Source organism: Aeromicrobium sp. (genome assembly GCF_049586495.1).
Taxonomy (GTDB): domain Bacteria; phylum Actinomycetota; class Actinomycetes; order Propionibacteriales; family Nocardioidaceae; genus Aeromicrobium.
This window is the reverse complement of sequence record NZ_JBAVCB010000157.1, coordinates 1-12,838: the sequence shown is the minus strand read 5'-3', so window position 1 is coordinate 12,838 and position 12,838 is coordinate 1. Positions and strand designations below refer to the sequence as shown.

11 protein-coding genes, 1 tRNA gene and 1 pseudogene are annotated in these 12,838 nt (G+C 66.1%); 5 read left to right on the top strand and 8 right to left on the bottom strand.

Annotation, left to right across the window (positions count from 1 at the left end):
• On the bottom strand, positions 1-1,659 hold a 1,659-nt coding region (locus WB508_RS08460), incomplete at its 3' end, for a RecQ family ATP-dependent DNA helicase (protein ID WP_423844445.1).
• A gap of 80 nt (positions 1,660-1,739) precedes the next feature.
• On the opposite strand from WB508_RS08460, the gene WB508_RS08455 reads away from it, so the two are divergent.
• Positions 1,740-2,132, top strand: coding sequence for a hypothetical protein (locus WB508_RS08455; protein WP_423844444.1), 393 nt, complete (start codon positions 1,740-1,742; stop codon positions 2,130-2,132).
• A 61-nt stretch (positions 2,133-2,193) separates the two neighbouring features.
• Here WB508_RS08455 and WB508_RS08450 read toward each other — a convergent pair.
• The 3 genes from WB508_RS08450 to WB508_RS08440 all read right to left on the bottom strand — a co-directional run bounded on the left by WB508_RS08450 (position 2,194) and on the right by WB508_RS08440 (position 3,244).
• Positions 2,194-2,267: transfer RNA gene (locus tag WB508_RS08450), tRNA-Val, on the bottom strand.
• A gap of 132 nt (positions 2,268-2,399) precedes the next feature.
• Positions 2,400-2,855, bottom strand: coding sequence for a peroxiredoxin (locus WB508_RS08445; protein WP_423844443.1), 456 nt, complete (start codon positions 2,853-2,855; stop codon positions 2,400-2,402).
• Positions 2,856-2,857: 2 nt separating this feature from the next.
• Positions 2,858-3,244, bottom strand: a complete 387-nt coding sequence (locus WB508_RS08440; protein WP_423844442.1) for a DUF3052 domain-containing protein — start codon at positions 3,242-3,244, stop codon at positions 2,858-2,860.
• 149 nt (positions 3,245-3,393) lie between these two features.
• Between WB508_RS08440 and aceE the strand changes: the two are divergent.
• Both aceE and WB508_RS08430 read left to right on the top strand, forming a co-directional pair.
• Positions 3,394-6,186, top strand: a pseudogene (gene aceE / locus WB508_RS08435) (pyruvate dehydrogenase (acetyl-transferring), homodimeric type).
• A gap of 51 nt (positions 6,187-6,237) precedes the next feature.
• The gene (locus WB508_RS08430; protein ID WP_423844441.1) at positions 6,238-7,299 is read left to right on the top strand and encodes a phosphatase PAP2 family protein; all 1,062 of its coding nucleotides are present in this window, start codon (positions 6,238-6,240) and stop codon (positions 7,297-7,299) included.
• 11 nt (positions 7,300-7,310) lie between these two features.
• On the opposite strand, the gene WB508_RS08425 is transcribed toward WB508_RS08430, so the two are convergent.
• Positions 7,311-8,276 carry an alpha/beta fold hydrolase gene (locus WB508_RS08425; RefSeq protein ID WP_423844440.1) on the bottom strand — a complete coding sequence of 322 codons (966 nt, stop codon included), beginning with the start codon at positions 8,274-8,276 and terminating at the stop codon, positions 7,311-7,313.
• A gap of 97 nt (positions 8,277-8,373) precedes the next feature.
• Between WB508_RS08425 and WB508_RS08420 the strand changes: the two genes are divergently transcribed.
• Positions 8,374-9,285 carry an acyl carrier protein gene (locus WB508_RS08420; protein WP_423844439.1) on the top strand — a complete coding sequence of 304 codons (912 nt, stop codon included), beginning with the start codon at positions 8,374-8,376 and terminating at the stop codon, positions 9,283-9,285.
• Positions 9,286-9,319: 34 nt separating this feature from the next.
• On the opposite strand, the gene WB508_RS08415 is transcribed toward WB508_RS08420, so the two are convergent.
• Together WB508_RS08415 and WB508_RS08410 are read right to left on the bottom strand one after the other, a co-directional pair.
• Entirely contained in the window at positions 9,320-9,835 is a 516-nt protein-coding gene (locus WB508_RS08415; protein ID WP_423844438.1) for a DUF3145 domain-containing protein, read from the bottom strand.
• A 111-nt stretch (positions 9,836-9,946) separates the two neighbouring features.
• Positions 9,947-10,375, bottom strand: coding sequence for a hypothetical protein (locus tag WB508_RS08410; RefSeq protein WP_423844437.1), 429 nt, complete (start codon positions 10,373-10,375; stop codon positions 9,947-9,949).
• Between the two features lie 188 nt (positions 10,376-10,563).
• On the opposite strand from WB508_RS08410, the gene WB508_RS08405 reads away from it, so the two are divergent.
• Positions 10,564-12,018 carry a glycosyltransferase 87 family protein gene (locus WB508_RS08405; protein ID WP_423844436.1) on the top strand — a complete coding sequence of 485 codons (1,455 nt, stop codon included), beginning with the start codon at positions 10,564-10,566 and terminating at the stop codon, positions 12,016-12,018.
• 166 nt (positions 12,019-12,184) lie between these two features.
• Here WB508_RS08405 and WB508_RS08400 read toward each other — a convergent pair.
• Positions 12,185-12,838, bottom strand: a 654-nt coding sequence (locus WB508_RS08400) for an Ig domain-containing protein (protein ID WP_423844435.1), incomplete at its 5' end; no start/stop codon positions are given.

The window sequence follows — 12,838 nt, the reverse complement described above, 5'->3', positions numbered from 1 at the left end:
GCGCAGCGTGCCACCCCAGCCGAGATCGGTGAGACGCGCCACAGCGCGACCCGTCTCGGCACGTTCCGCCGGCGAGATCTTGCCTTTGGCCACGGCTGACCCCGTGGGCCACTGAGCTCGCGGATCGATCTCGACCCCCACCTGGGACAGTGTGCTGGCAGCCACCTGACCTGCAGCGTCGTCGACGTGGACGGGATACCAGGGAGAGGTGCAGGTGTCGCATCGACCACAAGGTCGGGCCGTCTCGTCGTCGAGATCGCGCTGCAGCAGCGCCATGCGGCACTCGGTGGTGCGCTGGTAGGTGAGCATGGCCTCCTGCTCGGCCGTGCGGGCAGCGGCGATGCGGTCGTATCGCTCCCGGTCATACGACCACGGCTGACCCGTGGCGATCCATCCGCCCTGGACTCGGCGGACCGCCCCGTCGACGTCGAGGACCTTGAGCAGCAGCTCGAGCGGGCTGCGTCGAATGTTGACCAACGCTTCAAGGGCGGGCGTTGAGATGGGGTCGGTGCCGAGCTCGCTGATGACGGCCGAGGCGCGATCCTGGCTGGGCATGGACGACGTGGCGAAGTACGTCCAGATGTCGCGGTCCTCGCGGCCGGGCAGCAGCAGGACGTCGGCGTGGTCGGTGGCACGACCCGCTCGGCCCACTTGTTGGTAGTACGCCACGGGGGACGATGGCGCACCCAGGTGGATGACGAAGCCAAGGTCGGGCTTGTCGAAGCCCATGCCCAGAGCGCTGGTGGCGACCAGCGCCTTGAGCTCGTTGTCCTTCAACTGGCGTTCAAGGTCTTCGCGCTCGTCGGTGTCGGTGCGCCCGGTGTAGGACCGAACGTCGAGACCGGCTTCGCGCAGCAGACGGGCGGTGTCGTCGGCGGCCGAGACCGTGAGCGCGTAGATGATGCCACTCCCGGGCAGGTCGGACAGATGGCTGACCAGCCACGCGAGTCGGTGCCGCGTGCTGGGCAGGTCCAGAACGCCGAGCCGCAGGGAGTCACGAGCCAGCGATCCTCGGATCGTGAGCACCTCGGCGTCACCGCCGAGCTGCTCGGCCACATCGGTGACGACGCGCTGGTTGGCCGTGGCTGTGGTGGCCAGCACCGGCAGCTCAGCTGGCAGCGCGGCGACGAGCTCGGCCAGTCGCCGGTAGTCAGGTCGGAAGTCGTGCCCCCAGTCCGAGATGCAGTGCGCCTCATCGATCACGAGCAAGCCCATGCGGGCCACCAAGGCTGGCAGCTGTTCGTCTCGGAATCGCGGGTTGTTCAGCCGTTCGGGCGAGACCAACAAGATGTCGACCTCATCGGCATCGAGCGCCGCGCGAGTCTGCTCCCACTCGTGTGGGTTGGTGGAGTTGATCGCCACGGCCCGGACGCCGGCCCGCTCGGCCGCAGACACCTGGTCGCGCATCAAGGCCAGCAGCGGCGACACCAAGAGAGTGGGACCCGCTCCACGCTGCCGCAGCAGCAGCGTGGCGATGAAGTAGACCGCGGACTTGCCCCAGCCCGTGCGCTGCACGACCAGGGCCCGGCGGTGGTCGTCGACCAACGCCCGGATGGCCTCGAGCTGCCCCTCGTGAAACACCGCAGCCTCGATCCCGGTGAGGCGCTGCAGCGCCGCGGTGGCGTCAGTCGTGGTCGTCGAGCTCGGGTTCGAGGTCATGGTGTCATCGTGTCAGCCGACACGGACACCGCAGTCATCTGCCGTTGCCACCGCTGAGCTGCGGCACGAAGATGACTGCCATGTCCCCCCGGCCGCGCCGTCCCCTGTTCGCCGTGGTGCTCGTGGTCCTCGTCGGCACGAGCACCGCGTGCTGCTCTCCGCAGGGTGAGCAGGCGTCCCTCGTCACCGCACCGAACCTGACCTGTGGCCAGGACACGGGATCCGACGACGCCCAAGACATCGTCGAACGGGTCGGCGGCTTGGTGACAGACGACTTCACGGTGACGTTCGCCCAGGGCACGGAGCTGGGCGTGGTCGCACTGGTCGACCAGAACGCTTCACGCGCGTTCCAGGTGCTGCGCGACGACTACGGCGTGGTGGTCGTCGCACAGCTGAAGGCAGCGGGCGACCCGGGCTCGGTCAGCGGCTTCACCCAGGTGCAGCAGGTCGTGGACGACGTCTGTGGTTCGTGACCCTCAGGGCACGCGCTCGCTGGACGGTCCGGCGCTGCCGGAGAATCTACGTCACGACGGGTGGGCGAAGAGGGGCTCGAACCCCCGACCTTCCGGGTGTAAACCGGACGCTCTGACCAGCTGAGCTATTCGCCCTCGGGACTGCCGGAGATCACGGTAGCCCAGCGACATGAAAAGTGCGGCTGTCAAGGTCTCGGGTCCCTGACAGCCGCAGCGGAATCATGGAATCACCCCGGGGCCCTGCTGCGCAGGGTTTTGACCAAAATCTCAATGAATTTGTGCCAAAGCTTCGAGGTGCAGGTCGATGTCTCGACGTTCACCGGCATCGTGCGAGATCGTCCAGCGCACCGTCGAGGCGGCGTCGACCAGAAAAGAGCTGCGCGTGGCCGCGCCCGCCTCTGGACTGAAACACTGGTAGGCCGTAGCGACCGCGCCGTGCGGCCAGAAGTCACTCAGCAGCGGGAAACCGAAATCGTCGCGATCGGAGAAGACCCGCAGCGCGAACATCGGATCGCACGAGACGCCGAGGATTCGCGCCCCCGCGTTGTCGAAGGTGCTCCGGTGATCGCGCAGATCGGCCAGCTCGCTGGAGCAGATCCCGCTGAACGCGAAGGGAAAGAAGACCAGCAGAGCTGGCGTGCCCGCGAGGTCGGCCAGCGTCACGGTCTGGCCGTGCTGATCGCGCAGGGCGAAGTCAGGAGCCGGCTGACCGACGCCGAGCACAGTCAGCGCTTGTGGGTGGAGAGCTTGGTCGAGGCCCAGTCCGTCGAAGCCGAGGACGTCGTGGTGGTGGACAGTCCCGCGATGGGGGCAGCCTCCGCGACATCAGCACCCTCGACATAGCCGGGGCGACCGATCTTGGGCGTGAACAACCACACCGGACCGCCCTCCACGACGTCGCGCAGCGTGTCGACCAACGCATCGGTGAGATCACCGTCGCCGTCGCGCCACCACAAGATGACGCCGTCGACGACGTCTCCGTAGTCACCATCGACGAGCGCGTTGCCAGTGGAGTCCTCGATGGCGACCCGCAGGTCCTCATCGGTGTCCTCGTCCCACCCCAACTCCTGGATGACGGTGTCAGGCTCGAAGCCCAACTTGGCCGCGTCCACTCTGCTCCTCCTCGTGCTGGAAAATGTCTGCCGGGAAGCGAGCAAAAATCTACCGATAAGTAGGCGTCCGCTGGGGCTTCCCGGTCACACCCTAGCGAACGCGGAGTGGTTTGATGGACAGGTCCACAAGACGCATTCCAGGAGTCACCATGCCGCAATCCGGCCAGCCGGGCCAACAGCCCGGACACGAGCGCCCGCCCGTCATCCACGAGGGCCTCCCCACGCAGCTCCCCGACATCGATCCCGAGGAGACCGCAGAGTGGATCGGGTCTCTCGATGAGATGGTCAACAGCCGTGGTCGTTCGCGCGCCCGGTACATGATGCTGAGGCTGCTGGAGCGGGCCCGCGAGCAGAACGTGGGCGTTCCCGGCCTCCGCAGTACTGACTTCATCAACACGATCCCGCCCGAGCGTGAGCCCTGGTTCCCCGGCAACGAGGCCATCGAGCGCCGCATCCGCTCCTACATCCGCTGGAACGCCGCCGTGATGGTCTAGCGCGCCAACCGACCCGGCCTCGGCGTCGGCGGCCACATCGCCACCTACCAGTCGGCCGCCAGCCTCTACGAAGTGGGTTTCAACCACTTCTTCCGCGGCAAGAACCACCCCGGTGGCGGCGACCACCTGTACTTCCAAGGCCATGCCGCACCTGGCATCTACGCCCGTTCGTACCTGGAGGGTCGTCTCGACGAGCAGCAGCTCGACCGGTTCCGCCAGGAGCACTCCCACGGCGCCGGCCGAGGCCTGTCGTCGTACCCGCACCCGCGCCTGATGCCCGACTACTGGGAGTTTCCGACCGTGTCGATGGGCTTGGGCGCCATCAATTCGATCTATCAGGCCCGGTTCAACCGCTACCTGCACAACCGCGGCATGAAGGACACCAGCCAGCAGCACGTGTGGGCGTTCCTCGGCGATGGCGAGATGGGCGAACCAGAGTCGCTCGGTGCCATCGGCATCGCGGCCCGCGAAGAGCTCGACAACCTCACCTTTGTCATCAACTGCAACCTCCAGCAGCTGGACGGCCCGGTGCGCGGCAACGGCAAGATCATCCAGGAGCTGGAGTCGTACTTCCGCGGCGCCGGCTGGAACGTCATCAAGGTGGTCTGGGGCCGCGAGTGGGATGACCTGCTGGCCCGCGACACCGACGGAGCGCTGGTCAATCAGATGAACCGCACCCCTGACGGTGAGTTCCAGACACTCTCGGTCGAGACCGGCGCGTACAACCGTGAGCGCTTCTTCGGTGCCGACTCGCGGCTGGAGAAGATGGTCGAGCACCTGTCCGATGAGGACATCGAGCGGCTCCCCCGCGGCGGCCACGACTACCGCAAGGTCTACGCGGCGTTCGAGGCGGCGCAGAATCACACCGGCCAGCCCACCGTGATCCTCGCGCACACCGTCAAGGGCTGGCTGCTGGAGTCGTTCAAGGGCCGCAATGCGACACACCAGATGAAGAAGCTGACCAAGGACGACCTCAAGGGCTTCCGTGACCGGCTCAACATCCCGATCTCCGACGAGCAGATCGACCGCGACGACCTGCCGCCGTTCTACCACCCGGGCGCTGACTCCGAGGAGATTCAGTACATGACCGCCCGGCGGGATGCGCTCGGCGGCTCGCTGCCGCAACGAAAGGTCGATCCGGTCAGCGTCAAGCTGCCCGAGACCAACCTGTACAGCGAGCTCAAGAAAGGGTCGGGCAAGCAGTCGGTCGCCACGACCATGGCATTCGTCCGCCTCCTGCGCGATCTCATGAAGGATCCGGAGATCGGCCGTCGGATCGTGCCGATCGCTCCCGATGAGTACCGGACCTTCGGCATGGACTCCATGTTCCCGTCGGCGAAGATCTACAACCCAGCTGGACAGACCTACGACTCGGTCGACCGCAAGCTGCTGCTGGCCTACAAGGAGTCGCCGGAGGGGCAGCTGCTGCACGAGGGCATCAGCGAAGCGGGCGCGATGGCTTCGGCCACCGCCGCTGGTAGCGCGTACGCGACGCACGGCGAACCCATGATTCCGGTCTACATGTTCTACTCGATGTTCGGATTCCAGCGCACCGCCGACTCGATCTGGGCCATGGCCGACCAGCTGGCGCGTGGCTTCCTGATCGGTGCCACCGCCGGTCGCACCACGCTGACCGGCGAAGGCCTGCAGCACGCCGACGGTCACTCGCCGCTGATGGCGCAGACCAATCCGGCCGTGGTGCACTACGACCCGGCTTTTGGCTACGAGATCGCCCACATCGTCGAGCACGGACTCAACCGCATGTACGGCAGCACGGACGACCACCCGCACGGTGAGGACGTGATCTACTACATGACGGTCTACAACGAGGCGTCCATCCAGCCTGCCGAGCCAGATGACCTCGACGCCGACGGCGTCCTGCGCGGCGCATACCTGTTGCGACCCCGTGGCGGCGACGCCCCGGCGCAGGCCCGCATCATGGCCTCTGGCGTCGCGGTGCCGTGGGCCGTGGAGGCCCAGGAGATCCTGGCCACCGAGTACGGAGTGGGGGTTGACGTCTGGTCGGTCACGTCCTGGAACGAGATCGCTCGCGACGGCGTCAGCACCGAACAGTGGAATCTCAATCACCTGAGCGAGCAGCCGCGCACCGCATGGATCAGCGACCGCCTCCGCTCCACATCTGGTGGCGGCGACATCCCGAGCCTTGCGGTCAGCGACTACATGCGGGCTGTGCCGGACCAGATCTCCCGGTGGGTGCCGGGTCCATGGCAGTCGCTCGGGGCCGACGGGTTCGGATTCGCTGACACTCGCGCGGCGGCCCGTCGCTACTTCCAGATCGATGCAGAGTCGATCGTGGTGGCGACGCTCGCCGAGCTCGCACGGGCCGGCGTCATCGAACCGTCGGTGGCTCAGGGTGCCTTCACGACGCTGCGGATCGACGACCCGACTGCCGTGGCAGACGTCGCTCAGGAGGGCGGCGACGCCTGAGGGGAGACCGCTCACAGACACCTCTCAGTCGTGGCCAATAGGATGGCTTCCATGCTCCGTTGGCCCTACACGTTTGCCGTGCTCGTATCGGTGACGATCGGGGCCACAGCGGTCTACTACTCGCAGACCCTCGGCGTCGGCCTGAAGGATCCAGAGGGCTTTCTCGGACCGGCCTACATCCGGCTCCCGATGATCGCGCTGGTCATCTTCGCGGCCGGCATCGTGCCACAGTCGATCCACCGGTACGGCCTGCGCCGGGTCATCCCGGGGATGCGCACGATCACCCGCGATGAGTGGAATTGGCACCGCCTGGGCCATGTCGCGACCGGCATGATCGCCTTCTACATCTGCTACGTCAGCTACCGCAATCTCAAGAGCTACCTGCCGATTCTGCGCGAGGACACGCTCTACGACAAGCAGCTGCTGGAGCTCGACCACTTCCTCTTCTTCGGCAACAATCCCGCCGAGGTGCTGCACGGGATGCTTGGCACCTCGGTCATGGCCCAGGTGCTGGCCGTTCTCTACGTGCTCTACCTGCCGGTCGTCCCCATCACCGTGGGCGCGGTGCTGGTGCTCGTGCGCGACTACACCGTGGGCGCCTGGTACGCCACCGCCATCAGCCTCAACTGGGTGCTGGGCACCATCAGCTACTACATCCTCCCCACTCTTGGGCCGGCGTTCTACCAGCCGCAGTCGTACTACGACCTGCCCGAGAACGGGGCGTCAGCGTTGCAGATGTCCTTGCTGCGCGGCGCGTTCAACTTCAAGGAGGATCCGCAGGGCGGCAGCATCTTCGGCATCGCCGGATTCGCCTCGCTGCACGTGTCGGTCGTGTTCACGGCCGCCCTCTTCTTGCACTACGCGGGTGCCGCCAAGTGGATCCGCACGGTGGGCTGGGCCTACCTCGGCTTCACCATCATGGCCACCTTGTATCTCGGCTGGCACTACGTGGCCGACGACGTCGGTGGCCTTCTGATCGGCTGGGCCGCGGTCGCCATCGGCGCCGTCGTCACCGGCAACGCACGCTGGCAGAAGCGCAGACGCATCGATCCGGGAACGCCGGAAGAAATGGCGGAGTCGCCACCCACGACGCCGCACTCCCCCGCGTTCTGATCGGGCGAAAGTCAGCTGACGTGTGTCTCGGCGGCCGCATCGACCGCAGCCACGACTGGCGGAACGCTGGTGAGCTCGAACTGGTCGCCGCGTCGCAGCAGGGCCCTCCATCGACCGCGGTGGTACGAGGCCGGCGCATTCTCCGCCACGAATTCGACGACCAGCCGACAAAACTCCGCCGGGTGGTTCTTGTGCGGAAAGTGACCGGCGTCCTCCAGCACGTGGACGTCTTGCACCTGCGTGGGCGCCAGCTCGGCGTGCCGCGACGGAATGGCCAGGTCGTCGCGACCCCACACGACCAGGACCGGCATCAGGCGGGCCAGGTAGCTGCGGTCGGTCATGGTGACGAACTGGCCCCGCCAGTCCAGCACGTGGCGGGTGACTCGCTGCACTGCGGTGCGGGTGGCCGGATCCGACAGCGACACGTAGATGCGAGACACCTCGCCCAGATCGCGGGTCGCCCCGATCGGCAGGTGCGAGAGTGCATCGAGGGTGCGCGCCACCAGTGGCCGCCACGGCCGGAAGGTCGCTGCGCGCAGCACCAAGCCGGAGCCCGGCACCGTCAGGAATCGGATCATCGGCGTGACGTCGCGACCCAGGCCGCCCGTCGACACCAGCACGACGCGTTCGGTGCGCTCGGGGAACTGATACGCAAACTGCATCGCAACACCGCCGCCGAAGCTGTGTCCGACCACGGTCGCCTTGTCGATGCCCAGAATGGTCATCAGGTCGCGCATCCCGTTGGCGTAGCCGCCCAACGAATAGTCAGCATCGGGCTTGTCAGACTCACCGTGACCGAGCAGATCAGGCGCAATCACCGTGAAGTGCTTGGACAGCTCGGGGATCACCGACGCCCATGTGGACGAATCGCAGGCCAAACCGTGCAGCAGCAGCAGCGCTGGTCCGGATCCCTGAATACGAAATGCGCGTCGGTAGCCGTGCACGACGACGTACTGGACTTCGGGACCCTGATCCATCGTCACATCGTAGGGGCGCGAGGGGTTGACGCGCAGTCCGGCGACGCGCTCGTGATCCTTGTCTCACCGCCATCGAACGACCCGTAGAATCAGGTTCGTGGCGACGCGTGCAGAGATTCTTGAACAGATCACCGACATCTCGGTGCGGGTCCTCGGCTGCGATGAGGACGATGTCGCCCCCCGCGCGCGCTTCAGCGAGCTCGGCAGCGATTCGTTGACGATCGTCGAGATCGGCGAGGAGCTCGGGCGCCGTTTTGACGTGCACCTCAGCGACGACACCATCGACACGATGCGCACGGTCCAAGACGCGATCGACGCGGTGACCGCCGTGGCGTCAGACGCCAAGAAGGCTCCGACGGCCAAGACCAAGGCCATCACGTCAAAGACGGCGCCCAAGAAATCGACCCCAGCGCAGTCTGCGGCGCCGGTCGTCGCGGCGGCCAGCTCCACAGCGACCATGCCAGCCGCGGATGTCGTCGACCGCCCTCAGCTGGACCCCCACCCCCATGGTCCCCACTTCAAGCAGAAGACCATGGGCCTGGTCACGTGGATGGCGGTCATAGGCGTGCTGGTCGGGGGTGTCTTCGGTTTTGGCATGTCGGCCGTGGTGTCTGCCTCTGGAATCAGCGACGTGAGCCTGCCGCCCATCAACGCGCCGACGGCCACTCCAACCCCCACCGAGAGCACCCCCGCCCCCACGCCCACGCCGGCCCCCACCAACGAAGCGACTCCCGACCCCACGCTGAACGCCGAGAAGTCGCAGGTGTCGCCGGGCGAACGGTTCGTGTTGTCCGGTGCCTTCCCGTCCGCTGGCGACGGGGTGAATCTGCAGGTGCAGGTGCGCGAGCCGGGCACCGACTGGGACGACTTCCCGATCACCACCAAGACGCGCGAAGACGGTCGATTCAAGACTGAGCTCTACACGTCGCGCACCGGCGAACGGGAGTTCCGGCTCCTCAACGAGGAGACCGGCGAGAAGACGCCGACGGTGAAGGTGCTGATCGGCTGACCCGTCGCCGCGCCTGTCAGGCGCGGCGCCGTGCTCAGACGACCTGGTGCAACCAGCGAACGGGCGCGCCCTCACCAGCGTGACGGAACGGCTCGAGCTCGTTGTCCCACGCGAGGCCGAGCAGGCCATCAAGCGCCGATTCGATGTCGACGTCTCCCGTCGCTGCCTTGGCGCGGAAGGCTTTGATGCGGTCCTCCGGGATCAACACATCGCCATGCAACCCGGTCAGGGCGTGGAAGATGCCGAGCGTGGGGGTGAAGGAGTAGCGGGCGCCCTCGCTGCTGGCGGTCGGCTCCTCGCTCACTTCGAAGCGCAGCTGTTCCCACCCGCGCAGGGCCGAGGCGAGAGTCGCGGACGTGCCAGCTGGCGCCTGCCAGGAGAGTTCAGCACGGTAGGTGCCCGGCTCGGCGGGCTGCTTGACCCATGCCAAGTCGGGCTTGCCACCGAGCACGCCAGCCGCCGCCCACTCGATGTGAGGCAGCAGTGCCGACGGAGCTGAGTGCACAAAAAGGACACCCCTGGTGGAGGGGTGGGTCGATGTGCTGTTCATGGTGCCTCCCTGTTTCGCCTTCCCCAGCGCTCAAGGTGGTACCACTCTGGATCCATTGTGGCCCATGGGGGCCCAGAGGACAACACCACTGTGATTCACCGTGTCGCGAACTCACACGAGGTGCAGGTCTCCGACGCCGCGATGGCCCCATACGTCCAGCACGCCTTGCTTGTCGTCCCACGCGCCAACCACCGCAAAACCGTCCTCGACCAGGTGATCCCAGATCTCGCCCTTGACAACGAGGTCCGTGCGGTAGTCGCCGACCACACGCAGATACAGCCCGTCGTGGGGCACGTCGTGTCGCGCCAACCAGTCAAGGGTCAGATCGCGCCAGATGAACTCGCGCGACGTCACCACCAGCACGGCTCGTCCGGCGTCGTGATCGGAACGGGCGGCTGCCAGCACCTCCTGCCGCGGAGAACACTCCGCTGACGCCGCGTGGAAAGCAGCGAAGTCGCGCTCCTCCCCCTCGATCAGGTGCTCGATGGACGATGTGTCGCACAAGGTGCCGTCGAGGTCGTAGATCACTGCTTCACGCATGACTCAATTGTGGCGCACTGCCGCCTGGGGTGTCGCCAGCCGCAGGGGGTGATGCTGGGTTGAGGTTGGCACGGTCGACATGGCCGAAGGTCGGGCTTTGAACCAAGCCACTCCGTAGCATCGATCACGGTCGGTGCACCTGACTCCGACCGGGTGGCTCACCCTCCAGATCCTTTGCGGAGTCAGACATGCGCATCATCGCTTCGCCGTCACGCCGCGTGGCCGTGGGCGCTGTCTTTGTGCTGGCCTTCGTCCTCCGGACCATCTGGCCGGTCGCCGACGGGGCCTTCCTCCATCAGTCCAACACCGATGAAGGTGTCTACTACGCGACCGCCTCGGCGCTCCTGCACGGCATGACACCCTATGGCGACCTCGTGTTCCTCCACCCCCCGGGGATCTTGATCATCCTCGCTCCCTTCGCGCTCGTCGGCATGGTGGTGAACGACAGCGTGGGGATCTTCCTGGCTCGTGAAGCGTTCGTTCTCCTGGGATGTCTCAACGCAGCGCTGGTGACCCGTGTGTTGTGGCACCACGGCAAGACGGCCGCGATCGCCGGTGGCGTCATCTATGCGAGTTGGGGTGTCACGGTCATCTCCGAATTTCGCCTCAATCTCGTCACGGTCCAGAGCACCATGTTCTTGCTGGCCCTTCTCATCGTGGCGAGATGGCCGCGACGCATCGTGCTCGCTGGTGCACTGATCGGGCTCACCTGCATCATCAAGATCTGGGCCGTGCCGTACGTGCTGGTCGCGTTGCCGTTCGTCCTGTACCGCTTGGGCCGCCCGGCCTTCTTCCGCTTCGCGACTGGCCTTGTGGTGGCCCCGGCGACGGTGGCCCTTCCCTTCGTGATTCTCCATCCGACCAGAGCCATGACCCTGATCGTGGGCATACAAGTCGACCGGGAATCCCGGGACCTTGGATGGATTCGTCGGGTGTCCACGTCTCTGGATGGCTCCTTCCACGATGGCCACTTCTTCGCGGCTGTAGCTTTGGTGACCATCGCGGGCGCAGTCGGGATCATCGCTCCCACGCTGATGGCCGTCGCGCGCCGTGAGAGTCCGCGGACCTGGCCTGATGCAGCGTGGCTCGGCTCACTGCTGGCGCTTCAAGCTGTCGTCTTGATCTTGGCTCCCAGCTTCTTTCGGCACTACACGGCGTTCATCGCACCCGCTGGTGCACTGGCTCTCGGCCTGGCCATCGATGCGCTCGTGCGTCGATGGCGGCCCCTCGTGGCAGTGATTCCGACCCTGGCGTTGGCCAGCACCGTCGCCGTGTCCATGGCGGACCGTCTCTACATCGCGGTTCCACACGACTCTTTGGCGGCCGCAGTGGAGGACTCACCCTGCGTGTGGACGCTTCGCACCTCGGACCTTGCTGTGGCGAATGCGCTGACGTCGAATCTCAACAACGACTGCGGGTTCACCCTCGATCCGTACGGGAGGGCCCTCCAGCTGCGTCGAGAGACCGGTTCGGATTTGGCGTGGAATCGGTTGGCTCGCCAGCAACTCGTCCGTGCAGATGCCGTCATCCCATCGGACGTGAAGCTGGTCGATGACAGCACGCGGGAATTCATCTGGGTCACGTTCGATGCGCGCGAGGCGATCGGGCCCAACTACAGCGTGCGAACACGGCGTGACCCCTGAACCTCTCCGATGTTGCTTGAACCAGAGGACAGATGCGTCTGAGTCTCGGGTGCCGCAATGAGAAGGTGAACGACGGCGATGGCATCCGAGGGATCCATCTGAATGATGGCGAGCTCGTCCAGTTCGTGCGAAGAGCCGTTGAGTCGCGAGTTCCGACCCCCTCTATTCACGACCAAGACCGCGACCCACTGCGGCGGTGCGTGATCAGGGCGGCGCCGGCGAGGGTGAGCGTGAGGGCGAGCGCCAGCAGGCCCAGGGTCAGTCCTCCGGTGTCGGGCAGCAACCCACCGGCGGTGACTGCTGGCTCTGTGGTGGGTGTGGCCGCGGGTGGTGTGGGTGTGACGTTGATGGTGGTTGTTGCCGTGACTGCGGTGGTGTCGTGAGTGGCGGTGATGATGTGGGGTGACGCGTCGTTGAACGTCAGCTCGTTGCCGTTGATGGCGTCAGAGGCCACCGAGCTGGTGAAGGTCGTGCTGGTGGTTTCGTCGCCGGTCGGGTTGCCAAACGCGTCGAAGCCGTCGACGTCGATCGTGATGGTGTCGCCCTGATCGGGTGTGGTGTCCGAAGGCGTGAGGGTCATGGTGGCGACGTCGCCGGCGATGACCTCGATCGTGTAGGTCAACGTGTCCGTTCCGGCTTCGTTGGTCGCGGTCACCGTGACCGGGTAGCTACCAACGGCGTTGTCGCCGGCCGTTCCCACGACCTCGCCCGTCGATGAATGGAAGAACAAGCCAGCCGGCAGCGATCCGCTCAGGTCGAATGCAGGCGCGGGGAACCCGCTGACATTCGGAGTGAAGTCGAACGAGTCCGCCACGGTCAG

Coding starts and splice junctions, on each gene's coding strand:
- WB508_RS08430 (WP_423844441.1), top strand. CDS start 6,238: ATGCTCCGTTGGCCCTACACGTTTGCCGTGCTCGTATCGGTGACGATC.
- WB508_RS08405 (WP_423844436.1), top strand. CDS start 10,564: ATGCGCATCATCGCTTCGCCGTCACGCCGCGTGGCCGTGGGCGCTGTC.
- WB508_RS08425 (WP_423844440.1), bottom strand. CDS start 8,276: ATGGATCAGGGTCCCGAAGTCCAGTACGTCGTCGTGCACGGCTACCGA.
- WB508_RS08455 (WP_423844444.1), top strand. CDS start 1,740: ATGTCCCCCCGGCCGCGCCGTCCCCTGTTCGCCGTGGTGCTCGTGGTC.
- WB508_RS08415 (WP_423844438.1), bottom strand. CDS start 9,835: ATGAACAGCACATCGACCCACCCCTCCACCAGGGGTGTCCTTTTTGTG.
- WB508_RS08410 (WP_423844437.1), bottom strand. CDS start 10,375: ATGCGTGAAGCAGTGATCTACGACCTCGACGGCACCTTGTGCGACACA.